The following is a 25,915-nucleotide window of genomic DNA, read 5'->3' as shown; positions in this document are numbered from 1 at the left end:
CACGCGGCGCGCAGCCCTTCTTGACGCGAAAGAGTCATCCATGCGCCGCCTCTTGCAATCGGTCTTGAAGGCGGCAAAGTATCCGGGCGAAACCCGGAGGGAGTTCTCCATGCACAAGCCGATTCTTACTGCCGTTCTCGTGGCCGCGGGAGCGTTGTTCGCCTCTGCCGCGGAGGCAAAGGTTCCTTTCTTCAACGCCGCGTGTCCGGGCCGGGTGAGCGTGCATGCCGATGAAGGAGGGCCGGTCTTCATCAATGGCCGGGAGGCCCGGCTGAAGCGCTTCAACAACAATTACTACGAGGCCCGCCTCGGCCGGCTGACCATTTCCGTCTCCGTCAATCGCGACGGCAGCCCCGATGTCTCCTATACGGGGCCGGGCGGGGCGAACGGCGTGTGCCGCGTCAAGGGCGACCGCGCCGCGCAGATGCAGGACGAGGACGGCGGCGGCTATGGGGAAAGCCGGCCACGCCGGCGCTCCGATGGCGTCGCGCTCGGTATGATGCCGGCCTATTGCCGCGGCGAAGTCTCCGCGCAGTTCCGCGTCCGGCCATCGCGCATCACGACGAACCGGCCCTTCATGAGCGGCCGGGGCTATGTCGTGCAGGGCAATTATCCTGACGGCAAGGGCACGGCTTTCTTCAATTGCTGGTTCGACAAGGGCGGCAATTTCGTCTCGATCAACTGAGACCTGCCATTCGCGGTGCCGGAGGCCGGAGGCTTCCGGCAATCCGCCGCCTGACGCCGTGCTTTGCCGGCGCCATTCCCCATGATCAACGGCATAACTTCAGGTTTGGCGGGTGTGCAATTTTTTCTGCCTGCTCAGCATGTGTCAGAGTGTTAACATCCGTTGAAATAACAAGGGAACACGGCCGAAACGGATCATCCGGCGGCCATTTGCACGAAAGAGCGGTTCGGAGGCGACCAGCCCGTCAGGCTGGCGCGCGGAGGCCGCTTTATGGGGGGACATGATGGTCTGCTTGAAGCCATCCTTTATCTTCGAAGCGAAGGTCGGCCGCGTTGCGGACGGAGCGGGGCATAACCTGAAATGATGCCAGCCTCCGACAACGTGCTCATTCGCCTCAAATCCCTCAGCAAGCATTACGGCAGCCATACGGTTCTCGACGGCATCGATCTGGAGGTGCGCTCCGGCGAGGTGCTCGCCATCATCGGGCCGAGCGGCTCGGGCAAGAGCACGCTCCTGCGCTGCATCAACTATCTCGAACCGCCGGACGGCGGCACCATCTCCATCGGCTCCATGACGATCGACGCTGCGCGGCCGGTGGGGCGGCCGGAGCTGTCGGGCCTGCGCCGCCGAGTCGGCATGGTGTTCCAGTCCTTCAACCTCTTCCCGCACATGTCGGTGCTGCGCAACGTCAGCCTCGCGCAGGAGCGAACGCTCGGCCGCAGCCGGGCAGAGGCCGACGAGCGCTCCATGCAGCTCCTCAAGCGTGTCGGCCTTGCCGACAAGGCAGGGCAGTTTCCCGTGCGGTGTTCCGGCGGCCAGCAGCAGCGCATCGCCATCGCCCGTGCGCTCGCCCTCGATCCGGAGATCATGCTGTTCGACGAACCGACCTCGGCGCTCGACCCGGAGCTTGGCCTGGAAGTCCTCGCCGTCATGCGGGAGCTTGCCGAAAGCGGCATGACGATGATCGTCGTCACCCACGAGATGGGCTTTGCCGAGAACGTCTCCGACACGGTCATGATCATGGCCGACGGCAACATCATCGAGAAGGGGCCGTCCAAGGACGTCATGCGCAATCCGCGGGAGGAGCGCACGAAGCGCTTCCTGCGCGCGGTGCACGACCGATGAACGCGGCGGACTTCGTGCCGCTGCTGCGGGGCCTCGTCTGGACCGTCGCGCTCACCGGCGGGGCGTTCCTCATCGGCGCCGTGCTCGGCGTTCCCCTGCTCGCCGCGCGGCAGAGCCGGCTCTGGCCGGTCCGCTTCCTCGCCATGACCGTCATCCAGATCGTGCGCGCCATCCCGCCGATCCTCTGGCTCTTCATCATCTTCTTCGGTCTCGGCATGAGCGTCATGCCGATCAATCCCTTCAATGCCGCGCTGATGGGCCTCGGGCTGATTGCGGCGGCGAACATGGCGGAAATCTACCGCGGCGCCGTCGCCTCCATCCATCACGGCCAGTGGGAAGCCTCCGCCGCGCTCGATCTCGGCCGCTGGTCGACCTTCCGCGACATCGTCGCGCCGCAGGCCTTCCGCGTCGCGCTGCCGTCGGCCGCAAGCTATCTCATCGGCCTCATGAAGGAGACCGCGGTTGCCTCGACCATCGGCGTGGCCGAGCTTGCCTATCAGGGCAACCAGCTCTCGCAGCTCACCTTCCGGGGGCTGGAGGTCTTCGCGCTGGTCGGCCTGTTCTACGTGCTGCTGAGCCTGCCCATCGCCTGGCTCTCGCGCGTTGCCGATGGTTATCTCCGGGCAAAGGTGGCACGCTGATGTTTCCGACCCAAGACGAAATCGCCGCCTGGCTGCCCGACCTTCTGGGCGGCCTTTCCATCAGCCTTCAGGTGACGGCCCTCAGCCTGCTGATCGGCATTCCCTTCGGCCTTCTCCTGGCGCTCGGCGTTCTGGCAAAGAGCCGCCTCCTGAAGGGGCTCAGCCTCTTCCTGGTCGAGGTCGGCCGCGGCGCGCCGGCGCTGGTGCTGCTGCAGTTCATCTATTTCGGCCTGCCGACGACCGGGCTGACGCTCGGCTCCTTCTCGGCCGCGGTGATCGCGCTTGCCTGGAACACCGGCGCCTATACCAGCGAGATCATCCGCGCCAGCCTGCAATCGGTCGCCCACGGCCAGCGGGAGGCGGCCGAAGCGCTCGGCCTCAACCGGTTCGACGAGCTGCGCTACGTGCTGCTGCCGCAGGGCCTGCGGGTCGCGCTGCCGGCGCTGCTCGGCTTCTCGATCCTGATCTTCCAGGGCACGTCGCTCTGCTTCACCATCGCACTGCCGGAACTGGTGAGCCGGGCCTATGAGATCGGCTCGACCACCTTCCGCTACTTCCCGGCGCTTCTCGCCGCGGGTGTGCTCTATGCCGCCATTTCCATTCCCGCCGCGCTTCTCGTCAATCACGTCGAAAGGCGCGCCGGCCTCTACGCGCAACGTTGAAACCAAGCTGAAAGGACACCTGCATGCCGAAAATCACGACCACCACGCAGTTCCTCCTTGCCGGCATCGCCGGTCTGGCCCTTTCGGCCGGGATCGCCTCTGCCGAGGATTGCACGCCGAAGCACCAGTTCTCCACCATCGAGGCCGGCACGCTGACGGTCGCCGTCACCACCTTCGTTCCCCATTCCTTCGTCGACGACAGCGGTAACATGAAGGGCATCGATGGCGATATCGCCGCCGAATTCGCCAAGCGCGAATGCCTGAAGGTCAAGGCCATCGCGGTCGATCCGGCCGCGGCGATCCAGTATGTGCTCTCCGGTCAGGCCGACATCACCACCGGCGACTGGTACCGCACGGCCGAGCGCGCCAAGGTCATGAGCCTTTCCGCCCCGCTCTATACCGACCAGATGGGCATCTATTCGAAGGAAGGCTTCAAGAACGTCTCCGACCTCGAAGGCAAGCAGGTCGGCACGGTGCAGGGTTATCTCTGGGTCGCCGACCTCAAGGCCATGCTGGGCGGCTCGCTGAAGCTCTACCCGAACTCGGTCAACATGCAGCAGGACCTGTCCTCCGGCCGCATCGATGTGGCGGTGGACGGCTATTCGACCGGCGTCGTCGCGGCGCAGAAGGGCGCGCTGGGTGACGTCAAGGTCAATGTCGCCGCGCCGGACGACCGCGTGAAGGCGACCAAGGAAGCCGCGCAGGCGGCCTTCCCCTATGCGCTGAGCGCCAAGGAATTCGGTGTCGCCCTCGACGCCGCGATCACCGACATGCATGCGGACGGCACGATCGTGACCATCCTCAAGTCCTACGGCCTTGACGGCACTGCCGCCGAGACCGGCGCGCCACGCCTCGTCGAGTAGGCTATAAAGCGGGGGAGCGCGGCTCCCCCGTCCTTCCTGAAATGATTATCTGGAGACACCAACGATGACTGTCTACACGGTCACGCGGCGGACGCAGTCGTGGTACGGCGAGCAGATCGGCATCCTCATCCTCGACGCGGCCTATCCTTGCGTGCCGGGAAATGTCGGCAATGCGACCACCTATGATTATCCGGTGCGGTTCCAGGAGGTGCGCGGCGCCTCGATCGACCGGCTGCTGAACCAGCGCGACCCGGCCCTCAAGGAGGTCTTCGTGGAGGCGGCGGTCGAATTGCAGAACCGCGGCGTCAAGGCGATCACCGGGGCCTGTGGCTTCATGGCCTATTTCCAGGAGGAAGTGGCGGCGGCCGTCGACATTCCCGTCTTCCTCTCCAGCCTCATGCAGATCCCCTTCATGCATGCGCTCTGCGGCGGGCGCGTCGGCGTCATCACCGCCAATGCCTCCCGGCTGACCCGCCGACACTTTTCCGCCTGCAATGTCGGGGATCACGTGCCGCTCGCCATTGCCGGCATGGAGGAGCAGACGGAGTTCCGCGAGGCGATCCTCGAAGAGCGCGGCACGCTGGATTCGGCGGCCATCGAGCGCGAGGTGACGGAGGTCGCCCGCCGTCTCGTCGAGGAGAATCCCGATGTCCGGTCGATCCTGCTCGAATGCAGCGACCTGCCGCCCTATGCCCATGCGGTCCAGGCGGCGACCGGCCGGCCGGTCTTCGACTTCATCACCATGATCAATTATGTGCAGCAGAGCACGGCGCGCCGCCCCTATATGGGCAGCATGTAGCTTCACGTAAGACGATAGGACCGACAATGTCGCTCGACCATTATTATCTCCTCGGCCGTTCCGGATTGCGGGTCAGCCGCCTCGCGCTCGGCACCATGACCTTCGGCAATGCCGGCATCCGCGGCATCGGCGGCTCCTGGGGCAGCGACGAGGCGAGCGCCCGCGCCATCTTCAACCGCTATGTCGAAGCCGGCGGCAATTTCATCGATACGGCCGATTCCTATGCGGGCGGCATGAGCGAGAGCCTTGTCGGCAGCTTCGTCGCCGAGGCGGGCCTGCGCGACCATGTCGTCATCGCCACCAAGTTTTCCAACAACCTTGCGCCCGGCAACCCGAATGCCGGCGGCAACGGGCGCAAGAACATCATGCGCGCCGTCGATGCCTCGCTGAAGCGGCTGAAGACGGACTATATCGACCTCTATCTGCTGCACACCTGGGACCGCATGACCCCGGTGGAGGAGGTGATGCGCACGCTCGACGATCTCGTGCGGGCGGGCAAGATCCGCCACGCGGGCCTCTCCGACGTGCCCGGCTGGTATGCGGCGCGGGCACAGACCTGGGCGGAGGCCCATGCGCTCTCCCAACCCATCAGCCTGCAGCTTCCCTATTCGCTGGTGGAACGCAGCATCGAACATGAATTCGTGCCGCTGGCCGAAACGCTCGGCCTTGGCATCACCGCCTGGAGCCCGCTCGCCATGGGCCTGCTTTCGGGGAAATACCGCTCGGGCGCGAAGGAGGGACGGCTCGCGCTCGATTCCTCCGGCAGCGGCCTCGGCCTCTTCACCGAGCGCAATGTGCGCATCGTCGCGGCTCTGGAGGCGGTGGCCGCCGAGGCGGAGCGCAGCATGGCGCAGGTCGCGCTCAACTGGGTGGTGAACCGTCCGGGTGTTGCCGCCGCCATCGTCGGCGCAAGCAGGCTCGAGCAGCTTGACGACAATCTCGCCGCGCTCGATTTCGACCTGACCGCCAGCCAGCGCGCCGCGCTCGATGCGGCCAGCGCCATCGAGGCACCCTATCCCTACAGCCTCTTTGCCGACGACTATCAGGCCGGCATCCTCAACACCGGCAGCGCGGTCGGCGAGAAGCCGCGGAGCTATCGCTCCGACACGTTCCTGCCGAAGGTGACGGACTATGTGTTCGGCCAGCCGAAGGATCGCAAGGCCTGAATTTCAGACCGGCACGTCCGCGTCGGCATCCTGCTCGATCAGCCAGTCACGGAAGAGTTCCGTTCCCCGCTTCGGCGGGCGCTGGGCGGGCATGACGATGTGGATCGCGTGTCCTGAGCGATAGGATTCCCTCAGCGGGAAGACCAACCGCCCGGCCTCTATGTGATCGCGCACCAGATGCTTCCAGCCGAGCGCGATGCCCTGGCCGAGCACCGCCGCCTCGATGGAGCCGAGCGCGTCGGTGAAGACGAAATCCTGCTTCAGCCGCGCCACGGGAACCGCATGCCGTTCCAGCCATTCGCGCCAGGCGAGGCGGGTGCGGTGCCGCTCCTCGAAATTCAGCAGCGTATGCTGAAGGAGGTCGGCGGGCTCGCGGATCGGCGCGTGCTCCTTCAGGTAATCCGGGCTGCACACCGGCAGAACCTCTTCCGTCACGAAGCGCCAGGAATGGATGCCCGGCCACTTGCCGTTGCCGAGGCGGGCGGAAAGGTCGATATCCTCTTCCACAAGGTCCTGGTCGTCGCGGCTGCTTTCCTCGATGCGCAGCGATACGTCCGGGTGCTTGGCCTTGAAGTCCTTCAGCCGGGGCAGCAGCCATAGCTGCACGAAGGAGGCGGAGAAGGACACGCGCACCACGTCGTTGGAATGCTTCTGCTGCAGCGAGGAAATGACCATGTGCAGATGGTCGAAGGCCTCCTGCGTTTCCTTGTAGAGCCGCTGGCCCTCCGCCGTCAGTTCCAGCCGCGTGTGGTCGCGTCGGAAGAGCTTCAGCCCGGTCGCTTCCTCCAGCAGGCGGATCGTCTTGCTGACGGCCGGCTGGCTGACATTCAGCTCCTGCGCGGCCGCGGTGAAGCTGCGCCTGCGGGCGGCGGCCTCGAAGCAGAAGAGGTAGTTGGCGGACGGGACGAGGGAGCGGAGTCTGTGCATAATCTGAGGTTATGCCCCCTGGCAATTTTTAGCAAGATTACAGTGCGAAGGGGCGTTTGTAGGTTGGTGAAAACCAATTCGAGGGAACCTCTCCATGCAAACTCATGCTCGCGCCGTCGTCATCGGCGGCGGTTGCGTCGGCGCCGCCATACTCTACGGTCTCACCAAGCGCGGCTGGACGGATGTCGCGCTTCTGGAGCGCACGCAGCTCACCGCCGGTTCCACCTGGCACGCCGCCGGCCTCATTCCGTCCTATGCCCGCAGCATCAATATCGGCCGCATGATCGCCAAGACCATCGAGATCTACGAGGGTCTCGAGGCCGAGACCGGCCAGCATGTCGGCTGGCACAAATGCGGGCAGCTGCGCATCGCCAATACGCGCGACCGCCTTGACGAATACAAGAGCTACATGAGCGTCGCCGCCGTGCAGGGCATCCGTGCCGAACTCGTGACGCCGAAGGAGGCGCGCGAACTCTGGCCGCTCCTCGAGAACAACAAGGACATGCTGGCCGCCCTCTACCATCCCGATGACGGCCATATCGCACCCGCCGACGTCACCCAGGCCATGGCCAAGGGCGCGCGCGACCGCGGCGCGAAGATCTACCTCAACACCGAGGTGAAGGGCTTCGAGCGCCTTGCCGGCGGCGAATGGAAGATCATCACCAACAATGGCGAGATCATCTGCGAGCACATCATCTCGGCGACCGGCAACTATGCCCGCCAGACGGGCGCAATGCTCGGCCTCGAGATCCCGGCCATCCCGATCCTGCACCAGTACTGGATCACCGATGCCGTTCCCGAGATCATCGAGCGCAAGCGTCAGGGCCTGCCGGAAATGCCGATCCTGCGTGACGAGGGCTTCGAAGGCTACCTTCGCGAAGAGGGCGACGGGCTGATGTTCGGCCCCTACGAGAAGACCGAGCACCTGAAGCTCTTCGCCGAGAACGGCGTGCCGGAGTGGTTCGGCGCCGATCTCGTGGAAGAGGATTTCGACGCGGTGGCCTGGAACTGGGAAGCCGCGATGGAAATGGTTCCGGCGCTCGGCCGCGTCGGCATCAAGGCCAATGTCCGCGGCCCCTTCCAGATGACCGCCGACGAGCTGCCGCTGGTCGGCCCCGCCTGGGGACTGGAGAATGTGTGGATCGCCGAGGGCGTGCCGGGCGGCATCCTGTGGGGCGGCGCCATCGGCTACTATCTCTCCGAGCGCATCGTCGAGGGTGCCAACAGCCTCGATACGTCCGAGCTCGACCCGCGCCGCTTCGGCGACTACGCCAACAAGGAGTGGACGCGCCAGAAGGTGCGCGAAAGCTGGGGCACCCATGCCGAGTTGCATTTCCCCGGCCAGGACATGCCCGCCGCCCGCCCGCAGAAGACCGCTCCGTCCTACGATATCCTGTCGCAGCGCGGCGCCGTCTGGGGCGTCCTCAACGGCTGGGAAGTGCCGAACTGGTTCGCGCCTGATGGCGTCGAGGCCAAGGATCAGTATAGCTGGCGCTGGACGCAGAAGGGCCATTACGTCGCCGAGGAGGTGAAGGCGGTGCGCAATGCCGTCGGCCTCGTCGAGATGACCCCGATGACCAAGTACGAGGTTTCCGGCCCCGGTGCCGAAGCCTGGCTCGACGGCATCCTCGCCAACCGCCTGCCGAAGGCGGGCCGCGTCAATCTCAGCCATCACCTGACGAAGAACGGCGGCGTGCAGGCAGAGTATGTGGTGGCTCACCTTGAAGATGGCAGCTTCTACCTGATCTCGACGCCGCGTGCCGAGCGCTGGAATTTCGACGATCTGTCGAAGCAGCTGCCGAAGGATGGCAGCGTGCAGCTTCGCAACGTCACCAACGAGCGCGGCTGCTTCACCGTCGTCGGCCCGAAGGCCCGCGAGGTGCTGCAGGGCCTCACCGAGATGGACCTTTCCAACGAGGCCTTCCCGTGGTTCGGCGTGAAGTCCGGCACGGTCGGCCTTGCGAGCGATGTGCGCATGCTGCGCGTCAACTACGAAGGCGAACTCGGCTGGGAGCTTTACCATCCGCTGCCTTACCAGCGGCAGCTTCTGCAGGCGATCCTCGCTGCAGGCGAGCCGCACGGCCTGCGCCTCGTCGGCTATCACGCGCTGGAATCGCTACGCCTCGAAAAGTCGTACCGTGCCATGTATCGTGACATGAACCCGGAACTGACGGCCTGGGAAAGCAGCCTCGACCGCTTCATTCGCCTCGACAAGGGCGATTTCATCGGCAAGGCGGCGCTGGTGCGCCAGCAGCAGGAAGGCGTGAAGCAGCGCTCGGTGACGATCGCCATCGACACGGAGGATGCAAGCTCCCTGATCCACGAGGGCGTCTATCACGAAGGCAAGCTCGTCGGGCGCATCACGTCAGGCAGCTATGCCTATACGGTCGGCCACGACATCGCCTTCGCGCTGCTGCCGGTCGAGCTCGGAACGCCCGGAACGGAGCTGGAAGTGCCGATCCTCGGCGAGCGGCGCAAGGCCCGCGTGATCGCGGAATCGCCCTACGACCCGGAAGCCCTGCGCGGCCGCATGTAACGAACCGAGGAAGAATTGCACCATGAAGATCCTGGTCCCAGTCAAGCGTGTTGTTGACTACAACGTAAAGATCCGTGTGAAGTCGGATGGCTCGGGTGTCGAGCTTGCCAATGTGAAGATGTCGATGAACCCGTTCGACGAGATCTCGGTCGAGGAGGCCCTGCGCCTGAAGGAAGCGGGCAAGGCGGAGGAAGTGGTGGTCGTGTCGATCGGTCCTGCGAAGGCCGAAGAGACGCTGCGCACCGCGCTCGCCATGGGCGCCGACCGCGCCGTGCTGGTCGAGACGGAAGACGCCGTCGAGCCGCTGGCGGTTGCCAAGATCCTCAAGGGCGTTGCCGAGGCCGAACAGCCGGGCCTGATCATCGTCGGCAAGCAGGCGATCGACGACGATTCGAACCAGACCGGCCAGATGCTCTCGGCCCTGCTCGGCTGGGCACAGGCGACGTTCGCCTCCAAGGTCGAGATCGGTTCCGGCTCGGCGCAGGTGACACGCGAAGTCGACGGCGGTCTGCAGACAATCGAGGTCAAGCTTCCGGCGGTGGTCACCACCGACCTTCGCCTCAACGAGCCGCGTTATGCCTCGCTGCCGAATATCATGAAGGCGAAGAAGAAGCCGCTCGACAAGAAGTCGCCGGCCGATTTCGGCGTCGATACGAGCCCGCGCCTGAAGGTGCTGAAGACCGAGGAACCGTCGGGCCGCAAGGCGGGCGTCAAGGTCAAGACGGTCGCCGAGCTGGTCGAAAAGCTCAAGACCGAAGCCGGCGTGCTCTAAAGCAGGAAAGGGAGAACTAAACCATGGCCATTCTTCTTCTGGCAGACCACGACAGCGCTCACCTTTCCGACCAGACCGCCAAGGCGCTGACGGCAGCCTCCAGGATCGGCTCGGACGTGCATGTGCTCGTCGCCGGCAGCAATGCCAAGGCCGCGGCCGATGCGGCTGCAAAGCTCTCGGGCGTCTCCAAGGTCCTGCTTGCCGACGATGCCAGCCTCGGCAACAATCTTGCCGAACCGCTGGCCGCGCTCATCGTGTCGCTCGCCGGCAACTATGACGCCATCGTCTCGGCTGCCACCTCGGTCGGCAAGAACGTGCTGCCGCGCGTTGCCGCCCTGCTCGATGTCGCGCAGGTCTCGGAGATCGTCGAGGTCGTCTCGGCCGACACGTTCAAGCGTCCGATCTATGCGGGCAATGCCATCCAGACGGTTCAGTCCACCGATGCGAAGAAAGTGATCACCGTTCGCACGGCGTCCTTCGCCGCAGCCGGTGAAGGCGGAAGCGCAGCCATCGAGACCATCTCGGCTGCAGCGAACCCGGGCCTGTCCACCCATGTCAAGGATGCGCTGTCGTCGTCCGACCGCCCGGAGCTGACGTCCGCCAGGATCATCATCTCGGGCGGTCGTGCACTGGGCTCGTCTGAAAAATTCCAGGAAGTGATCCTGCCTGTCGCCGACAAGCTCGGTGCTGCCGTCGGTGCGTCCCGCGCGGCCGTCGATGCGGGTTATGCGCCGAACGACTGGCAGGTCGGGCAGACGGGCAAGGTGGTCGCGCCGCAGCTCTACATCGCCTGCGGCATCTCCGGCGCCATCCAGCATCTCGCCGGCATGAAGGACAGCAAGGTCATCGTCGCGATCAACAAGGACGAGGAGGCGCCGATCTTCCAGGTCGCAGACTACGGCCTCGTCGGCGATCTCTTCGAAATCCTCCCGGAGCTTGAGAAGGCGATGTAGTGGCAAGGGGCGCTCCAACGCGCCCCCAGCTTTTTTGACAAACCTTGCTTCGCCACCGTCATCATCCTCGGCCTTGGGCCGGGGATCTGTTCTCTTCAAGGTTTATGGATGTCCGTGCCAAGCCCGGGCATGACGAAGGAGAGGCTTTTGGACTGTGCCACGAGACCTCTCGTTCTCCTTCGAATCGAATATCTGCCGTCGGCCTTGCCTAGAACCGCCGCGCCTTGATCGTGTTCATCACGAAGCTGCTCTCGATGGTGTCGACGCATTTCAGCTTGGCGATCTTGTCCTTGATGAAGCGCTCGTAATGGTCGAGGCCGGCGCTCATGACGGTGAGCACGTAATCCCGCGCGCCGGTGACGAGCTGGCACTCGATCACCTCGTCCCAGCCCTTCACGGCCTTCTCGAACATGCGGATCTCGTCCTCGTGCTGGCGGCTGAGGCGGATCGAGGCGATGGCGGTCATCGTCCAGCCTTCGACCGCCGGGTCGATGATGGCGGCATAGCCGCGGATGATGCCGGTCTCCTCCAGCCGCCGCAGCCGGCGCAGGCAGGCCGAGGCGGAAAGGCCGACCCGCTCGGCCAGCTCGTTGTTGGCGATGCGGGCGTCGGCCGCCAACTCCTTCAGAATGCGGCGGTCGATGCCGTCGGCAATTTTCTGCGCCATTTTCCAGAAATCTCCGCAGGATATTGCTTTCAGAAACAGCAAGGCGCTGGAAATAGCAAGAATGCGCCACGGGATTTGATATAATTTGCCGTCAAGACCTTCACCGCCAAGGGAGAGCTCCATGACCGCGCCGCATCCGCCCCGAACCCATATCGGCAACCACGCCCTGCATCCCGAGACGCAGATGCTGAACTACGGCTACGATCCCGAACTCTCCGAGGGCGCGGTCAAGCCGCCGGTCTTCCTGACCTCCACCTTCGTCTTCCGCACGGCCGAGGACGGGCGCGATTTCTTCGATTACGTTTCCGGCCGCAAGGAGCCGCCGGAGGGCAGGGGCGCAGGCCTCGTCTATTCCCGCTTCAACCATCCCAACAGCGAGATCGTCGAGGACCGCCTTGCCGTCTACGAGCGCACGGAAAGCTGCGCGCTGTTCTCCTCCGGCATGTCGGCCATCGCCACGACGCTGCTCGCCTTCGTGCGGCCGGGCGATGCGGTGCTGCATTCGCAGCCGCTCTATGGCGGCAGCGAGACGCTGCTCGGCCGGACCTTCCGCGATCTCGGCGTTACGGCGGTGGGCTTTGCCGACGGCGTCAGCGAGGCGTCGGTGACGGCCGCCGCCGAGGCGGCCATGCAGAAGGGCCGCGTTTCCGTCATCCTCGTCGAGACGCCGGCCAACCCCACCAACAGTCTCGTCGACATCCCGATGATCCGGCGCATCGCCGAGACGATCGGCGAGCGGCAGGGCCACCGGCCCGTCGTCGCCTGCGACAACACGCTGCTCGGCCCGGTCTACCAGCGGCCCATCGAGCATGGCGCGGATATCTCGCTCTATTCGCTGACGAAATATGTCGGCGGTCATTCTGACCTCATCGCCGGCGCGGCGCTCGGGGGCAAGGCGGTCATGAAGCCGGTCAAGGCACTGCGCGGGGCCATCGGCACGCAGCTCGACCCGCATTCCTGCTGGATGCTCGGGCGCTCGCTGGAAACGCTGCAGATCCGCATGGAGCGGGCGAACGGCAATGCGGCCGCCGTCGCGGAGTTCCTGCGTAGCCATCCGAAGGTCGAGGGCATCCATTACCTGCCCTTCAGCGATCCGGGCTCGGCGACGGCCCGCGTCTTCGCCGCCCAGTGCAGCGGCGCTGGCTCGACCTTTTCCTTCGACATCAAAGGCGGCCAGCCGGCCTCGTTCCGCTTCCTCAACGCGCTGAAGATCTTCAAACTCGCCGTCAGCCTCGGCGGAACGGAATCGCTGGCCTCCCATCCCGCGACGATGACCCATTCGGGCATTCCCGCCGACGTGCGCGAGCGCATCGGCGTGCTCGAATCGACCATTCGCCTGTCCATCGGCATCGAGCATCCCGACGACCTGATCGCCGACCTGACCCTGGCCCTGGATCAGGCCTGATAAAAAAGGCCGCCACGTCCGGAGACGGGGCGGCCACGGGAAGCGCAAGCCGGAAGGATCAGGCCGCTTCGCGGCTTTCCACGTCCGTCGGGACGGTGGAGATGGTCTTCAGGATCTGCGAGGCGATCTGGTAGGGGTCGCCCTGCGAGTTCGGGCGGCGGTCTTCCAGATAGCCGCGATAGCCGTTGTTGACGAAGCTGTGCGGCACGCGGATCGAGGCGCCGCGGTCGGCAACGCCGTAGCTGAACTGGTGGATCGAGGCCGTCTCGTGCTTGCCGGTCAGGCGCATATGGTTGTCCGGGCCGTAGACGGCGATATGGTCGGCGCGCGCTTCGGCGAAGGCCGCCATCAGGTCCTCGAAATAGGCCTTGCCGCCGATCTCGCGCATGTAGCTGGTGGAGAAGTTGGCGTGCATGCCCGAGCCGTTCCAGTCGGTGTCGCCGAGCGGCTTGCAGTGGTATTCAACGTCGATGCCGTATTTCTCCGTCAGGCGCTGGAGCAGGTAGCGGGCGAGCCAGATCTCGTCGGCGGCCTTGCGGGAGCCCTTGCCGAAGACCTGGAATTCCCACTGGCCCTTGGCGACTTCGGCATTGATGCCTTCATGGTTGATGCCGGCGGCAAGGCAGATGTCGAGATGCTCCTCGACGATCTTGCGGGCGATGTCGCCGACATTGCTGTAGCCGACGCCGGTATAATAGGGGCCTTGCGGCGCTGGGAAGCCGGCATCCGGGAAGCCGAGCGGGCGACCGTTCTTGAAGAAGAAATATTCCTGCTCGAAACCGAACCAGGCGCTTTCGTCGTCGAGGATCGGCGCGCGGGTGTTGGACGGATGCGGCGTCTTGCCGTCCGGCATCATGACTTCGCAGAGAACGAGCACGCCATTCTTGCGCTCCGGATCGGGATAGACGGCGACGGGCTTGAGCACGCAATCGGAGCTGTTGCCTTCGGCCTGCATCGTCGAGGAACCGTCGAAGCCCCAGAGCGGAAGCTCTTCCAGCGTCGGGAAGGCGTCGAACGCCTTGACGAGGGTCTTGCCGCGCAGGTTCGGCGTGGGCTTGTAGCCATCGAGCCAGATATATTCGAGCTTGTACTTGGTCATTTCGTTCTCTCACGTCACGCTGGTTTGCCGGGACGCCGGGCCTTGGGATCGGCCCGGCAGCCGATGCCAATGAGAAAGCAGGAAGCGTGCCAGTTCGAAATTTGGTGACGGAAGGCCCGGAAAAAGCGCTTCTTTCCGCCCACGCGAAGCCGCAACGGCGCGAGGACGCGCATGGAAGAAGCGGTTTGCACAAAAAACAGGCGGTTCGTGACGGGCTTTGAGGCAGGCGGCCGTTCAGCGGGCAGAGGCCCGGTAATCGTCCGGCGTCATCCCCGTCATCCGCTTGAACATGGCGATGAAGGAGGAGGCGTTGCTGTAGCCCAGCGCCGCTGAGATGCGCTCCACCGTCTCGCCCGCCTCCAGCATCGGCATGGCCTTGACGACGCGCAGCCGCTGCTTCCATTCGGCAAACGGCATGCCGAGGTCGCGCAGGCAGCGGCGGATCAGCGTCCGCTCGGCAGCGCCGGCCAGCCGTGCATGTTCGGCGAGGGAACGGTTGTCGGCCGGGTCCTTCTGGAGATGGGCGAGTACCCGCTCGAGGACCGGGTCGATGGACCAGGGCAGATAGGTGCCGACCTTCGGCGCGGCAGCCACCAGGTCGACGACCACTTCCAGGAAGCGCAGATGCGCGGGAGAACCATGGTCCGCATCGCCCTCTTCGCGCAGGTGTTCCAGCATCGCCCGCAGCAGGGGGCTGACCTCCAGTGCCGTGGTTTCCCGCGGCAGGGCGGCGCAGAGGGCCGGTGCGACATAGAGCGAGCAATGCACGGCAGCGTGCCGGTTGAGGCCGCGATGCTCGACATCGGGCGGCAGCCACACGGCATATTGCGGCGGGGCGAGGTAATGCGCGTCGTTGAGGCTCACCTCCATCATGCCGCTATAGGAATAGACGAACTCGCCCCAGGGATGGCTGTGCCGGGGATAGGTGGCGTTGTCCGGCATCTGCGCCGAACGGAAGTAGAGCGGATGGGGAAGCGCATCGCGGAAGGGCACGTCGCGGAAATGCGCGATGCCGTCCGGCTTGCCGCCTGTCAGGATTCCGATACCGACTGTCATGAGATCATTATATCATTCATTCCTGCCAGATGCTATTGCGGCCGCGGACAATCGGAGCGACGATCTTGGACAGCCGCAAATCCATCGACATCACGGCCGTCGGCCTCATGGTCGGCATCTGCCTCATCTGGGCCCTGCAGCCGATCGGCCTGAAATCGACCGCCGTCTTCGCCGCGCCCGTGCTGCAGATCGGCCTTCGCTCCGGCATCGCGGCCCTGTGCGTCCTCGCCATCGTGAAGCTCAAGGGGCAGAGGATGGAGTTCTTCGGCGGGACGGCGGGGCTCGGGGCGCTCGCAGGGCTGCTGTTCGCCATGGAGTTCTTCATGGTCGGCGAGGCCCTGAAGCATACTTCCGCCTCCCATGTCGTCGTCTTCCTCTATACGGCCCCGATCTTCGCGGCCCTCGGCCTGCACTGGAAGCTGCCGTCCGAGCGGCTTGCGGCGGTGCAATGGGTTGGCATCGCGGTTGCGGCGGCGGGCATCGCCTTCGCCTTCCTCGCGCCGCAGGGCGGCGGGGAAGCGGCCGGCGGCCTTGGCGCCATGCTGTGGGGCGACGGGCTGGCGCTTCTGGGCGGCGCGGCCTGGGGCCTGACGACAGTCCTCATCCGCACGACGCGGCTGAGCGCGATCCCCGCGACCCATGTGTTGTTCTACCAGCTCGCGACCGCCTTCGTCATCCTGACGGGCGCGGCGGTGGCCGGCGGGGAGGCGGCCTTCGTTCCCGCGCGGCCGCTGCTGCTCAACATCGCCTTCCAGGCGCTTGCGGTGTCCTTCCTCAGCTTTCTGACCTGGTTCTGGTTGCTGACGAAATACCGCGCCTCGCAGCTCGGCGTCTTTTCCTTCATGACGCCGGTCTTCGGCGTCGTCCTCGGCATCCTTTTGCTCGGCGAGCCGCTGACGCCGGAATTTTCCATCGGCACGGCGGGCGTGCTCGTCGGCATCATGATCGTCAGCGCCTATCCGTGGATCGGCCAGCGCCGTGCCGGCCGCAGCGCGCAAGCCGGATCGTCCTGACCCTGAAAAGCCTCAGAGGTCGGCGTCGTCGAGCAGGCGGGCAAGCGTGCTCCGGCCGAGCGCGGCCATCGCCGGATGGCTGAGGCGGTAATACCACACCAGCCCCATGGCCTGCTGGAAGGCCCAGGCCGCACCGCGCTTCCATTCGACGTCGCCGCAGCGGAGGCGGGCGCGGATCAGCCCGCGACGCTCCCGGTCGAAGAGATGCCAGGCCGCGACGAGGTCGAGCGCGGGATCGGCCGGCCCGAAGCCGCCGGTGTCGAGCACGCCGGCAAGAGCCTCGCCGCGCACCAGGAGGTTGGTGGGAATGAGGTCGCCATGCGTCATGCAGTCAGGGCCTGCGGCGGGCAGGAGGCGCAGCCGGTGCCACAGGGCGCGAAGGCGCGGCACGTCGAGGAGGCCCTCGCTTTTCTCGAAGCACGTTTCCATCCAGCCGTCGTGGTCGGGCAGATGGCCGCCGCGCCCCGGGCCGGCAAAGCGCCGGCCTTGCGTGCCCACGCGGCGAAGGCGTGCGATCAGGGTGGCGATGTCTCCGGCGAAGGCGGCGGAGGCGGCAAGCCCGTCGGGCGTCGCGACCTCGCCCTCCAGCCAGCTCTGCAGCGACCAGGGCAACGGGTAGTGCGGCCCCGGCGCGCCGATGCCGAGCGGGCGCGGCGCGGGGAATGGCGAATGCGCGGCGAAGGCGGCCATGGCTTCCGCCTCGCGGCGCAGCATCGCCTCGCAGGCCGCCGGCTCGGCGGCGCGCAACGGGAACCGCGCAGCCGCATGCGCCCCGATCCGGAAGATGGCGTTCACCGTGCCGGCGGCGGCGAGCGGGACCACCGGCGCGTCGCGGTAGCGCGGGAACTGTGCCCGGATCATCGCGCCTGCGACCGTGGCGTCTATCTGAAGCTGGTCGTCATGCATCGCTTCGGTCAGGCCGCGGCCGCGCCGGCCTCGGCGGCCTTGCGCCGGTCGGCATAGAGGCGGGCGAGCCAGGCGCAGACCATGAGCTGGATCTGGTGGAACAGCATCAGCGGCAGGACGATGGCGCCGATGGACTGGCCGGCGAAGATGACGCTCGCCATCGGCACGCCGCTGGCAAGGCTCTTCTTGGAGCCGCAGAAGACGGCGGTGATGCCATCCTCGCGGCGGAAGCCGAGCAGCTTCCCGCCGATGCTGGTGATGACGAGCACGGCGGCGAGCAGCAGGCAGTCGACGAGGATGAGGAGCGCGAGGTCCTGCGCCGCCAGCCGGTGCCAGATGCCCTCCGTCACCGCCTCGGAGAAGGCGAGATAGACGACCATCAGGATCGAGCCGCGGTCGAAGGGGGTGAGCAGCGACTTCTTCGAGCGCACCCAGTTGCCGATGAAGGGCTGCAGAAGCTGGCCGGCGACGAAGGGCAGGAAGAGCTGCAGCATGATCTTCCAGACCATGTCGAAGGAGACGCCGACATGCCCGCCGGCCGAAAAGAGCAGGGCGACGAGGGCCGGCGTCAGGAAGATGCCGAGGATGTTGGAGGTCGAGGCGGCGCAGATAGCGGCCGGCACGTTGCCGCCGGCAATCGAGGTGAAGGCGATGGAGGACTGCACCGTCGAGGGCAGCACGCACAGGAAGAGGATGCCGAGATAGATCGGCTCGTCGATCAGCCAGGGCGAGAACAGCCCGAGCCCGAGCCCGAGCAGCGGGAAGACCGCGAAGGTCATGACGAGGATGAAGAGCTGTAGGCGCCAGTGCAGGAAGCCGGCGATCACCACATCCGTCGACAGGCGCGCGCCGTGCAGGAAGAACAGGAGCGCGATCGCCACATTGGTGGCGACGGAGAACCATTGCGCCGGCACGCCGGAGATCGGCAGCAGCGAAGCGAGGGCGACGGCCCCGATCAGGAGCCAGGTGAACGTATCGGGAAGAAGGCGCTTCATGTCTTTCGGCAATGTTGGTCTCGACAGGCCTTGCAGTTTAGCTATCCTGATTTGCGATGCAATCGATAACGCTTATCGAGGTTCGTGATATGCTTGATCTCGTGCAGCTCCGCAGCTTCGTCATGGTGGCCCAGACGCGCAGTTTCACCCTCTCCGCCGAGCGGCTGGGCCTCGGCCAGTCGACGGTCAGCCAGCACCTGCAGCGGCTGGAGCGCGGGCTCGGCCGGCGGCTGATCGACCGCGATACCCACGCCGTCCGTCTCACCGCCGACGGCGAAGCCCTGCTTCCCCATGCCCGCCAGCTTCTGGCGCTGGAGCGCCAGGCATCCGTGCAGTTCGACACGTTCGCGCCGCGCGGCCCCTTTCGCCTTGGCATCTCGGAAGATCTCGTGAGCGGGCAGTTGCCGGGGCTTCTGGAGGATTTCATCGCGGACTATCCGTCGGTGGACCTCCAGCTTTCCGTCGCGCTCTCCAAGACGCTCGCCGAGATGCAGGATCGCGGTGAACTCGACCTTGTCATGGCCAAGCGGCGGATCGGCGAACGGCGGGGCGATGCGATCCTGCGCGAGCCGCTGGTATGGCTTGCCGGCGATCCCGAGGCGATGCTCGCCAAGCCGGCGCTTCCGCTGATCGTCTTCCCGCCGCCGAGCCTCACGCGCCTCTTGCTGATGGAGGCGCTGGAGCGCAGCGGAATGCCCTGGCGGATCGTCTGCTCCTGCCAGAGCCTCAGCGGTCTGACGGCGGCGGCGCGCGCCGGGATGGGCGTGCTGGTCCAGCCGCGCAGCCTCGCGCCGGCAGGCCTTCGCGAGATTGCGCCACCGCTTCTGCCGGCGCTGGAGGATGTGGAATTCGTGCTGGTTACAGCACGCTCGGCCGACCACGCCACCGTCTCGGCCTTTTCCCGCAAGGTGCGCGAGCGTTTCGGCAAGGGGTTCGCCGGTCTCGCACCGGCGGAAGCGGGGCGGGGGGACGAGATTTTCTGACGTCGCCGTCGCTGGCGCGGAAACCTGCGCCGGTCATGCCTTATGTGTTGACACCGGCAAAATTTCACAATTAATATTGCAGACAGTTGATGGCTGCAATTTTTGATCTGTGCATGCGGCCCGCGCGGCCTTGGAGGGGCGGTGCGGGACCGATGGATGCTGCCGTCGGACGATCTTCGGACATCGGACAGGAGGATTTCGATGAATGATATTGCAACGGTTGTCGACCTTGCGCAATTCCGGCGCCAGGTGGAAACCGAGACGACGATGGCGATGTGCCCGACGGCGATCGCCATCGAGAAGAACATCCCCATCTATGACGGCGCTGCCGTCAACGACGGCATCGCCGCGGAATGGGCCTCGGTCATCGGCGAGGGGCCGGGCGTCTTCGTCGTCAAGCGTGCCTTCACCGATCCCGGCGCCATCGACGCGGCGAGCGAGGTATTCCGCGCAATCATCGCCGACGAGCGGGCGGCCGGCACGGCGGCGGGCGACCACTTCGCCAAGGCCGGCGCCAACGACCGCATCTGGAACAGCCTGCAGAAGCTGTGCCTGCGCGATCCCGCCGTCTATGCCCGCTACATGGCCAATCCGGTGATCGACATCGCCTGCCGCGCCTGGCTCGGCCCGGGCTACCAGATCGCCACCCAGGTCAATCAGGTGCGCCCCGGCGGCAAGGCGCAGGCCCCGCACCGCGACTATCATCTCGGCTTCATGAAGCCCGAGCAGATGGCGGAATATCCCGCCCATATCCACGCGACCGGCCCGACGCTGATCCTGCAGGGGGGCGTCGCCCATTGCGACATGCCGGTGGAGAGCGGCACGACGAAGCTGCTGCCGCATTCGCAGCGCTACCTGCCGGGCTATATCGCCGCCACGCGCCCGGAATTCCGTGACTATTTCGAGGAGCACTGCGTCCAGCTTCCGCTGGAAAAGGGCGATGCCATCTTCTTCAGCCCGGCGCTCTTCCACGCCGCCGGCGAGAACCGCACGAGCGACGTCGTGCGCATGGTCAACCTCATCCAGACGGCTTCTGCTTTCGCGCGCCACATGGAAAGCCTTGACCGCACGGCGATGGCGCGCGCAGTCTATCCGCACCTGGCGGCCCTTTCTCCGGCGGGGCGGCGGGCGGTGATCGCGGCGACGGCGGACGGTTATCCGTTCCCGACCAATCTCGACACCGACCCGCCGCTGGGCGGCCTTGCGCCGGAAAGCCAGCAGGATCTGCTCGCCCGCGCCGTCGCGGAGGGCTGGGACCAGGCGCGGCTCGATGCCGCTCTCGATGCACAGGGCGCCAAGCGCGCGGCCTGAGCGGACTTAATAAGAAACAGAGGGTTACCCGCAAAGGCTTCGGGCGGGGAGCGAACAGGAAGCCAACTTCGGGAGGAAGTCACATATGAAGAAGATTCTGCAATCGCTGGCGCTCGGCGCGCTTCTGGCCACGACCGCGCTTGCCGGCGCGGCCCATGCCGATGGCGAGAAGTTTGTCTGGATCAGCCATGGACCGGACAGCGACAGCTGGTTCAACGTCATCAAGAACGCCATCAAGGTCACGAACGAGCAGATGCATGTCGAGACCGAATACCGCAACCCGCCGACGGGCGACCTTGCCGACATGGCGCGCATCGTCCAGCAGAGCTCGGCGGCCGGCGTCGACGGCATTATCGTCACCATCGCCGACTACAACGTGCTCGAAGGGCCGATCAAGGACGCCGTCGCCAAGGGCATCCCGGTCGTCACCGTCAATTCCGGCACGGTCGAGGAAAGCCAGAAGCTCGGCGCGCTGCTGCATGTCGGCCAGCCGGAATACGAGGCGGGGCTCGGTGCCGGCAAGCGTGCCAAGGAAGCGGGCGTCAAGAGCTTCGTGTGCGTGAACCACTACATCACCAACCCGGCCTCCGTGGAGCGCTGCCGCGGCTTTGCCGACGGCATCGGCGTCGAACTCGGCAACCAGATGATCGATTCCGGCATCGACCCGTCGGAAGTGCAGAACAAGGTGAAAGCCTATCTGACGGCCAACAAGGACACCGGCGCGATCCTCACGCTCGGCCCGAACTCGGCCGAGCCCTCGATCCGCGCGGTCAAGGAGATGGGCCTCGACGGCGACATCTATTTCGGCACCTTCGACCTCTCCTCCGAGATCTCGGCGGCGATCAAGGACGGCACGATCAACTTCGCCATCGACCAGCAGCCCTTCCTCCAGGGCTCGATCCCGATCCAGGTGCTGACGAACTACGTCCGCTACGGCGTCGCCCCGGCCAACTCGATCTTCACGGGTCCGGGCTTCGTGACCAAGGACAACATCGCGCTCGTCGAGTCGCTGGCGGGCCAGTACCGCTGACCTGACGGTCCGTCGGGGCGCGCCGGTCGACGGCGCGCCCCGAACGATTTTCGAGGGAGGAGAATGCATTCATGACGGACGTCATTAACGGCGCGTCGAAGGACGAGCGCATCAAGCCCGTCTCGCCGCTTCGGCGCGCGCTGATCCGGCCCGAGCTCGGCGGCATCTGCGGCACCATCCTGGTCTTCCTGCTGTTCGCCATCGTCGCCGGCGACAGCGGCATGTTCGCCGCCGAGGGGGTGATGAACTGGACCGTGGTCTCGGCACAGTTCATGGTCATCGCGGTCGGCGCCTGCCTTCTGATGATCGCGGGCGAGTTCGACCTTTCCACCGGCTCGATGATCGGCTTTTCCGGTGTGATGATGGCGATCCTCTCCGTCCATCTCGGCGTGCCGCTGTGGCTTTCCATCATTGCCACCTTCGTCTTCTGCGTCTTCATCGGCGCGGTGAACGGCTGGCTGGTCATCCGCACGGGGCTGCCGTCCTTCATCGTCACGCTCGCCTTCCTCTATATCCTGCGCGGCCTGACGATCTGGGGCTCGGTCTACTTCACCCGCCAGACGATCATCGGCGGCGTCGGCGAAAAAGCGGCCGGCGACTGGCTGGCGCCGCTCTTCGGCGGCAAGATCCTGACCGGCCTCTTTTCCTGGATGGGCGAGGCGGGCTGGATCGCCACCTTCACCCGCGGCAACCGCGCCGGCCAGCCCGTCATCGACGGCGTCCCGATGCTCGTCGTCTGGGCCATCGTGCTCGTCGTCTTCGGCCACTGGCTGCTCACCCGCACCAAGTTCGGTAACTGGATCTTCGCCTCGGGCGGCGACCCGCTCGCCGCGCGCTATGTCGGCGTGCCGGTCAACCGGGTGAAGATCCTGATGTTCATGTTCTCGGCCTTCTGCGCCTGCGTCTTCGCCACCTGCCAGGTGATGGAGTTCGGCTCGGCGGCGGCCGACCGCGGCCTCCTCAAGGAGTTCGAGGCGATCATCTGCGTGGTCATCGGCGGGGCGCTCCTGACGGGCGGCTACGGCTCCGTCATCGGCGCGGCACTCGGGGCCATCATCTTCGGCGTGGTGCAGCAGGGCCTGTTCTTCGCCAATGCCGAAAGCTCGCTGTTCCGCGTCTTTCTCGGCGTCATCCTGCTCACGGCGGTGATCATGAACACCTATATCCGCCGCATCATCACGGGAGAACGCTGATGACCGCCATCGTGGAGATGAGGAACATCCAGAAGCACTTCGGCCATGTCATCGCGCTGGCCGGCGTCTCCTTCGACATCCGGCCGGGTGAGTGCCATTGCCTGCTCGGCGACAACGGGGCCGGCAAGTCGACCTTCATCAAGATCATGTCCGGCGTCTACAAGCCGAGCGACGGCGAAGTGCTGGTGGAGGGCACGCCGACGCCCTTCCACAGCCCGCGCGACGCCATGGCCGCGGGTATCGCCACGGTCTATCAGGACCTCGCCATGATCCCGCTGATGAGCGTCAGCCGCAATTTCTGGATGGGGCGCGAGCCGGAGCGGGGCATCTGGCCGTTCAAGACCTTCGATACGTCGAAGGCCGACGAGATCACCGTGACGGAGATGCGCAAGATGGGCATCAACCTGCGCGGGCCGGACCAGGCCGTCGGCACGCTCTCGGGCGGCGAGCGGCAGACCGTCGCCATCGCGCGGGCGGTCTATTTCGGCGCCAAGGTGCTGATCCTCGACGAGCCCACCTCGGCGCTCGGCGTGCGCCAGACGGCCAATGTCCTCAGCACCATCGACCGCGTGCGCAAGCAGGGCATCGGCGTCGTCTTCATCACGCACAACGTCCGCCACGCGCTCGCCGTCGGCGACCGCTTCACCGTGCTCAACCGGGGCCAGACGCTGGGCACGGCCGAGCGCAGCACGGTGGACGCCGCCGCCCTGCAGGACATGATGGCGGGCGGGCAGGAGCTCGCCTTGCTGGAAAGCTCGCTCGGCGGCACGATCTGAAACGAGGAAAGGCGTGGCGGACGATTTGCCCGGCACGCCTTGTCGAATGTTCGGGGGCTGCGGCCCCTCCCCGTTCTCCCACGTCATCCCGGACCTGAGCCGGGATCCACGCGACACCTCCCGGCGTGGATGGCCGGCCCTCAGGTCAAACCGAGGGCCGGCCGTGACGGCGGAGGGAGCTTAGCGGACCACCTCGTAACCGGCGGCCGCCATGACGCGCAGGAGTTCCTTATGGCCGATCTTCGCCATGTCGAGCGGCGGGTTGTGGGCGGGGTCCTGCTCGGCCTCGACGACGAACCAGCCCTCGTAGCCGTGGGAGGCGAGGCGCTTGACGATGGCCTCGAAGTCGAGGCTGCCGTCGCCGGGGACGGTGAAGGCGCCCTTGATCACCGCGTCGAGGAAGCTCTCCTTCGTGCGGTCGAGCGCCGCGATGACGGGCAGGCGGACGTCCTTGGTGTGGACATGGCTGATACGCTTGTGGTGTCTGTCGATGACGCGCAGCACGTCGCCGCCGGCAAAGGCCATGTGGCCGGCGTCGAAGAGCAGCGGCAGGCCCTCGCCGGAATGCTTCATCAGGAGATCGAGCTCTTCCTCGGTCTCGATGGGCGCGGCCATGTGGTGGTGGTAGGAGATCGGCATGCCCTGATCGGCGCACCATTCGCCGAAGGCGGTCATCTTGCGACCATAGGCGCGGATCTCGTCCTCGGAGAGCCGGCGCTTGGTGGAGAGCGGCGCGTTGCGGTCGCCCTGGATGGTACCGGCCGTCTCGCCATAGACGATGCAGGGCGCGCCGACCGCCTTGAACAGCGCCATCTGCGCGGCGATCCGGTCCTTCTCCGCCTCGATGTCGCCGTCGAGCAGGAGGCCGGAGAACCAGCCGCCGCAGACCTGGATGCCATGTTTTTCGAGGATGGGGCGCAGCACGGCCGCGTCCATCGGAAAGCGCCGGCCGGTCTCCATGCCGGTGAAGCCGGCCTCTGCGGCTTCGGCAAGGCAGCCTTCCAGCGAGATGTCGCTGCTGATTTCCGGCAGGTCGTCGTTCCACCATGCAATGGGGGCAATGCCAAGTCTGGCTTTCATGTTCGGGCTCCGGGCTCGCGGAAAACGGGAATGCCGGCCGCCTCCCGGCCCGACAGGACGGTCATACAAAACAAATATTGACATTTCAATCTTATTGCAAAGATAATTGCATTTACCGGCCGGAGGAGGCCGCATATCCGAGGATCAGCAGAATGAAGAAGACGCTCCGCCTTGGCCTCATCGGGTCGGGTTTCATGGGCAAGACGCATGTGTTCGGCTTTGCCGCCGCCGCGCGGGTGTTCGACCTGCCTTACGAGGTGGAACTGACGGCCATCGCCGACGTGACGATGGCGCAGGCCGAGGCCGCCCGCGCCGCGCTCGGCTTCCGGCGCGCCACCGACGACTGGCGCAGCCTCGTCGCCGACCCGGAGATCAACCTCATCGACATCACCGCGCCGAACGCGCTGCACAAGGAGATGGCGCTTGCCGCCATCGCCGCTGGCAAGCACGTCTATTGCGAAAAGCCGCTCGCACCGCTTTCCACTGACGCGCGCGAGATGGCGGAGGCGGCGGAGAAAGCAGGCATCAAGACGCAGGTCGGCTTCAACTATCTGTGCAATCCCATGCTCGCCCTTGCGAAGGAGATGATCGCCGGCGGCGAGCTCGGCGAGATCCGCGGCTATCGCGGCCTCCATGCCGAGGACTACATGGCCGATGCCGGCGCGCCCTTCACCTTCCGGCACGATCCGGCGGGCGGCGGGGCGCTCGCCGATATCGGCAGCCATGCGCTGGCGACCGCCGAATATCTGCTCGGCCCGATCACCCGCGTCATGGGCGATTGCGTGACGATGATCCCGCAGCGGCCGGACGGCAGGGGCGGCACGCGCACGGTCGAGACCGACGATGTCGGCCGCGCCTTCCTGCGCTTCGCGAATGGCGCCAGCGGCTCCGTCGAGGGCAACTGGATCGCCACCGGCCGCAAGATGCAGCACGATTTCGAGGTCTACGGCACGAAGGGCGCGCTCGCCTTCTCGCAGGAGCGTTTCAACGAGCTGCATTTCTATTCGACGGCGGATGCCAGGGGCCGCCAGGGCTTCCGCCGCATCGAGGCGGGGCCGGACCATGTGCCCTATGGCCGCTTCTGCGTGGCGCCCGGCCACCAGCTCGGCTTCAATGACCTGAAGGCCATCGAGGTTGCAGGCTATCTGGAGGCGATCGCCGGCCTCAGGCCCGAGCCGTTCAATTTCCGCGCGGGCCTGCGCATCCAGACATTGGTCGAGACGATCCAGAAATCCGCCCGCGCCGGAAGCTGGCTGGTGGTGGACTGAGCGA

24 protein-coding genes and 1 pseudogene are annotated in these 25,915 nt (G+C 65.9%); 18 read left to right on the top strand and 7 right to left on the bottom strand.

Annotated elements, in window-relative coordinates; genetic code table 11:
• Positions 1-109: 109 nt before the first annotated feature.
• The 7 genes and pseudogenes from ACZ48C_RS22685 to ACZ48C_RS22655 all read left to right on the top strand — a co-directional run.
• Positions 110-406: pseudogene (locus tag ACZ48C_RS22685) on the top strand (hypothetical protein); the annotation flags it as partial.
• A 639-nt stretch (positions 407-1,045) separates the two neighbouring features.
• Positions 1,046-1,810 (top strand): amino acid ABC transporter ATP-binding protein, encoded by a 765-nt coding sequence (locus tag ACZ48C_RS22680; protein ID WP_464783065.1) that lies wholly within the window; start codon positions 1,046-1,048, stop codon positions 1,808-1,810.
• Positions 1,807-2,451, top strand: coding sequence for an amino acid ABC transporter permease (locus ACZ48C_RS22675; RefSeq protein ID WP_119255265.1), 645 nt, complete (start codon positions 1,807-1,809; stop codon positions 2,449-2,451). The genes ACZ48C_RS22680 and ACZ48C_RS22675 overlap by 4 nt, the downstream gene beginning before the upstream one ends.
• A complete protein-coding gene (locus tag ACZ48C_RS22670) occupies positions 2,451-3,113 on the top strand; it encodes an amino acid ABC transporter permease (RefSeq protein ID WP_464783064.1) in 663 nt (220 codons plus the stop codon). Before ACZ48C_RS22675 ends, ACZ48C_RS22670 begins: the two co-directional genes overlap by 1 nt.
• Positions 3,114-3,136: 23 nt before the next feature.
• Positions 3,137-3,976, top strand: a complete 840-nt coding sequence (locus ACZ48C_RS22665) for a substrate-binding periplasmic protein (protein ID WP_318913033.1) — start codon at positions 3,137-3,139, stop codon at positions 3,974-3,976.
• A gap of 64 nt (positions 3,977-4,040) precedes the next feature.
• Positions 4,041-4,775: an aspartate/glutamate racemase family protein gene (locus ACZ48C_RS22660; protein WP_454634632.1), complete on the top strand. Its 735-nt coding sequence runs from the start codon at positions 4,041-4,043 to the stop codon at positions 4,773-4,775.
• Between the two features lie 26 nt (positions 4,776-4,801).
• Positions 4,802-5,941 (top strand): aldo/keto reductase, encoded by a 1,140-nt coding sequence (locus ACZ48C_RS22655; RefSeq protein WP_464783063.1) that lies wholly within the window; start codon positions 4,802-4,804, stop codon positions 5,939-5,941.
• 3 nt (positions 5,942-5,944) lie between these two features.
• Here ACZ48C_RS22655 and ACZ48C_RS22650 read toward each other — a convergent pair whose 3' ends face one another.
• Positions 5,945-6,868, bottom strand: a complete 924-nt coding sequence (locus ACZ48C_RS22650; protein WP_454634636.1) for a LysR substrate-binding domain-containing protein — start codon at positions 6,866-6,868, stop codon at positions 5,945-5,947.
• A gap of 94 nt (positions 6,869-6,962) precedes the next feature.
• Here ACZ48C_RS22650 and ACZ48C_RS22645 point away from each other — a divergent pair, with 94 nt between their 5' ends.
• The 3 genes from ACZ48C_RS22645 to ACZ48C_RS22635 are packed head-to-tail and all read left to right on the top strand — an operon-like array spanning position 6,963 to position 11,129.
• Positions 6,963-9,404, top strand: a complete 2,442-nt coding sequence (locus tag ACZ48C_RS22645; protein WP_464783062.1) for a GcvT family protein — start codon at positions 6,963-6,965, stop codon at positions 9,402-9,404.
• Positions 9,405-9,426: 22 nt separating this feature from the next.
• On the top strand, positions 9,427-10,176 hold the full coding sequence (locus ACZ48C_RS22640; protein WP_464783061.1) for an electron transfer flavoprotein subunit beta/FixA family protein: 750 nt from the start codon (positions 9,427-9,429) through the stop codon (positions 10,174-10,176).
• Between the two features lie 23 nt (positions 10,177-10,199).
• Positions 10,200-11,129, top strand: coding sequence for an electron transfer flavoprotein subunit alpha/FixB family protein (locus ACZ48C_RS22635; RefSeq protein ID WP_464783060.1), 930 nt, complete (start codon positions 10,200-10,202; stop codon positions 11,127-11,129).
• Positions 11,130-11,337: 208 nt separating this feature from the next.
• Here ACZ48C_RS22635 and ACZ48C_RS22630 read toward each other — a convergent pair whose 3' ends face one another.
• Complete coding sequence (locus ACZ48C_RS22630) at positions 11,338-11,796, bottom strand: Lrp/AsnC family transcriptional regulator (protein WP_464783059.1); 459 nt, start codon at positions 11,794-11,796, stop codon at positions 11,338-11,340.
• 121 nt (positions 11,797-11,917) lie between these two features.
• Here ACZ48C_RS22630 and ACZ48C_RS22625 point away from each other — a divergent pair, with 121 nt between their 5' ends.
• Positions 11,918-13,201, top strand: coding sequence for a cystathionine gamma-synthase family protein (locus ACZ48C_RS22625; protein ID WP_464783058.1), 1,284 nt, complete (start codon positions 11,918-11,920; stop codon positions 13,199-13,201).
• 58 nt (positions 13,202-13,259) lie between these two features.
• Here ACZ48C_RS22625 and ACZ48C_RS22620 read toward each other — a convergent pair whose 3' ends face one another.
• Positions 13,260-14,300 (bottom strand): glutamine synthetase beta-grasp domain-containing protein, encoded by a 1,041-nt coding sequence (locus ACZ48C_RS22620; protein WP_464783057.1) that lies wholly within the window; start codon positions 14,298-14,300, stop codon positions 13,260-13,262.
• Positions 14,301-14,534: 234 nt separating this feature from the next.
• Complete coding sequence (locus ACZ48C_RS22615; RefSeq protein ID WP_464783056.1) at positions 14,535-15,356, bottom strand: AraC family ligand binding domain-containing protein; 822 nt, start codon at positions 15,354-15,356, stop codon at positions 14,535-14,537.
• Positions 15,357-15,421: 65 nt separating this feature from the next.
• Here ACZ48C_RS22615 and ACZ48C_RS22610 point away from each other — a divergent pair, with 65 nt between their 5' ends.
• Positions 15,422-16,369: a DMT family transporter gene (locus ACZ48C_RS22610; RefSeq protein ID WP_464783055.1), complete on the top strand. Its 948-nt coding sequence runs from the start codon at positions 15,422-15,424 to the stop codon at positions 16,367-16,369.
• A 12-nt stretch (positions 16,370-16,381) separates the two neighbouring features.
• Here ACZ48C_RS22610 and ACZ48C_RS22605 read toward each other — a convergent pair whose 3' ends face one another.
• Together ACZ48C_RS22605 and ACZ48C_RS22600 are read right to left on the bottom strand one after the other, a co-directional pair.
• A complete protein-coding gene (locus ACZ48C_RS22605; RefSeq protein ID WP_464783054.1) occupies positions 16,382-17,275 on the bottom strand; it encodes a phosphotransferase in 894 nt (297 codons plus the stop codon).
• 8 nt (positions 17,276-17,283) lie between these two features.
• The gene (locus ACZ48C_RS22600) at positions 17,284-18,270 is read right to left on the bottom strand and encodes a bile acid:sodium symporter family protein (protein ID WP_464783053.1); all 987 of its coding nucleotides are present in this window, start codon (positions 18,268-18,270) and stop codon (positions 17,284-17,286) included.
• A gap of 89 nt (positions 18,271-18,359) precedes the next feature.
• Here ACZ48C_RS22600 and ACZ48C_RS22595 point away from each other — a divergent pair, with 89 nt between their 5' ends.
• The 5 genes from ACZ48C_RS22595 to ACZ48C_RS22575 all read left to right on the top strand — a co-directional run bounded on the left by ACZ48C_RS22595 (position 18,360) and on the right by ACZ48C_RS22575 (position 23,563).
• Positions 18,360-19,253 (top strand): LysR family transcriptional regulator, encoded by an 894-nt coding sequence (locus ACZ48C_RS22595; protein WP_464783052.1) that lies wholly within the window; start codon positions 18,360-18,362, stop codon positions 19,251-19,253.
• Between the two features lie 201 nt (positions 19,254-19,454).
• Positions 19,455-20,564 carry a phytanoyl-CoA dioxygenase family protein gene (locus ACZ48C_RS22590; protein WP_318913020.1) on the top strand — a complete coding sequence of 370 codons (1,110 nt, stop codon included), beginning with the start codon at positions 19,455-19,457 and terminating at the stop codon, positions 20,562-20,564.
• An 85-nt stretch (positions 20,565-20,649) separates the two neighbouring features.
• Entirely contained in the window at positions 20,650-21,594 is a 945-nt protein-coding gene (locus ACZ48C_RS22585) for a sugar ABC transporter substrate-binding protein (protein WP_119255253.1), read from the top strand.
• A gap of 71 nt (positions 21,595-21,665) precedes the next feature.
• Entirely contained in the window at positions 21,666-22,787 is a 1,122-nt protein-coding gene (locus ACZ48C_RS22580) for an ABC transporter permease (RefSeq protein ID WP_318913019.1), read from the top strand.
• Positions 22,787-23,563, top strand: a complete 777-nt coding sequence (locus tag ACZ48C_RS22575; RefSeq protein WP_464783051.1) for an ATP-binding cassette domain-containing protein — start codon at positions 22,787-22,789, stop codon at positions 23,561-23,563. The genes ACZ48C_RS22580 and ACZ48C_RS22575 overlap by 1 nt, the downstream gene beginning before the upstream one ends.
• Before the next feature lie 180 nt (positions 23,564-23,743).
• Here the strand turns inward: ACZ48C_RS22575 and iolE are convergent, their stop codons facing one another.
• Positions 23,744-24,643 (bottom strand): myo-inosose-2 dehydratase, encoded by a 900-nt coding sequence (gene iolE, locus ACZ48C_RS22570; RefSeq protein ID WP_464783050.1) that lies wholly within the window; start codon positions 24,641-24,643, stop codon positions 23,744-23,746.
• A gap of 152 nt (positions 24,644-24,795) precedes the next feature.
• Between iolE and ACZ48C_RS22565 the strand changes: the two genes are divergently transcribed.
• On the top strand, positions 24,796-25,911 hold the full coding sequence (locus ACZ48C_RS22565) for a Gfo/Idh/MocA family protein (RefSeq protein WP_464783049.1): 1,116 nt from the start codon (positions 24,796-24,798) through the stop codon (positions 25,909-25,911).
• Positions 25,912-25,915 lie beyond the last annotated feature (4 nt).

The organism is Shinella sp. 1A1 (assembly GCF_055379515.1).
This window is presented reverse-complemented; position numbering and strand designations above follow the sequence as displayed.

Coding starts and splice junctions, on each gene's coding strand:
- ACZ48C_RS22680 (WP_464783065.1), top strand. CDS start 1,046: ATGATGCCAGCCTCCGACAACGTGCTCATTCGCCTCAAATCCCTCAGC.
- ACZ48C_RS22675 (WP_119255265.1), top strand. CDS start 1,807: ATGAACGCGGCGGACTTCGTGCCGCTGCTGCGGGGCCTCGTCTGGACC.
- ACZ48C_RS22670 (WP_464783064.1), top strand. CDS start 2,451: ATGTTTCCGACCCAAGACGAAATCGCCGCCTGGCTGCCCGACCTTCTG.
- ACZ48C_RS22665 (WP_318913033.1), top strand. CDS start 3,137: ATGCCGAAAATCACGACCACCACGCAGTTCCTCCTTGCCGGCATCGCC.
- ACZ48C_RS22660 (WP_454634632.1), top strand. CDS start 4,041: ATGACTGTCTACACGGTCACGCGGCGGACGCAGTCGTGGTACGGCGAG.
- ACZ48C_RS22655 (WP_464783063.1), top strand. CDS start 4,802: ATGTCGCTCGACCATTATTATCTCCTCGGCCGTTCCGGATTGCGGGTC.
- ACZ48C_RS22650 (WP_454634636.1), bottom strand. CDS start 6,868: ATGCACAGACTCCGCTCCCTCGTCCCGTCCGCCAACTACCTCTTCTGC.
- ACZ48C_RS22645 (WP_464783062.1), top strand. CDS start 6,963: ATGCAAACTCATGCTCGCGCCGTCGTCATCGGCGGCGGTTGCGTCGGC.
- ACZ48C_RS22640 (WP_464783061.1), top strand. CDS start 9,427: ATGAAGATCCTGGTCCCAGTCAAGCGTGTTGTTGACTACAACGTAAAG.
- ACZ48C_RS22635 (WP_464783060.1), top strand. CDS start 10,200: ATGGCCATTCTTCTTCTGGCAGACCACGACAGCGCTCACCTTTCCGAC.
- ACZ48C_RS22630 (WP_464783059.1), bottom strand. CDS start 11,796: ATGGCGCAGAAAATTGCCGACGGCATCGACCGCCGCATTCTGAAGGAG.
- ACZ48C_RS22625 (WP_464783058.1), top strand. CDS start 11,918: ATGACCGCGCCGCATCCGCCCCGAACCCATATCGGCAACCACGCCCTG.
- ACZ48C_RS22620 (WP_464783057.1), bottom strand. CDS start 14,300: ATGACCAAGTACAAGCTCGAATATATCTGGCTCGATGGCTACAAGCCC.
- ACZ48C_RS22615 (WP_464783056.1), bottom strand. CDS start 15,356: ATGACAGTCGGTATCGGAATCCTGACAGGCGGCAAGCCGGACGGCATC.
- ACZ48C_RS22605 (WP_464783054.1), bottom strand. CDS start 17,275: ATGCATGACGACCAGCTTCAGATAGACGCCACGGTCGCAGGCGCGATG.
- ACZ48C_RS22600 (WP_464783053.1), bottom strand. CDS start 18,270: ATGAAGCGCCTTCTTCCCGATACGTTCACCTGGCTCCTGATCGGGGCC.
- ACZ48C_RS22595 (WP_464783052.1), top strand. CDS start 18,360: ATGCTTGATCTCGTGCAGCTCCGCAGCTTCGTCATGGTGGCCCAGACG.
- ACZ48C_RS22590 (WP_318913020.1), top strand. CDS start 19,455: ATGAATGATATTGCAACGGTTGTCGACCTTGCGCAATTCCGGCGCCAG.
- ACZ48C_RS22585 (WP_119255253.1), top strand. CDS start 20,650: ATGAAGAAGATTCTGCAATCGCTGGCGCTCGGCGCGCTTCTGGCCACG.
- ACZ48C_RS22580 (WP_318913019.1), top strand. CDS start 21,666: ATGACGGACGTCATTAACGGCGCGTCGAAGGACGAGCGCATCAAGCCC.
- ACZ48C_RS22575 (WP_464783051.1), top strand. CDS start 22,787: ATGACCGCCATCGTGGAGATGAGGAACATCCAGAAGCACTTCGGCCAT.
- iolE (WP_464783050.1), bottom strand. CDS start 24,643: ATGAAAGCCAGACTTGGCATTGCCCCCATTGCATGGTGGAACGACGAC.
- ACZ48C_RS22565 (WP_464783049.1), top strand. CDS start 24,796: ATGAAGAAGACGCTCCGCCTTGGCCTCATCGGGTCGGGTTTCATGGGC.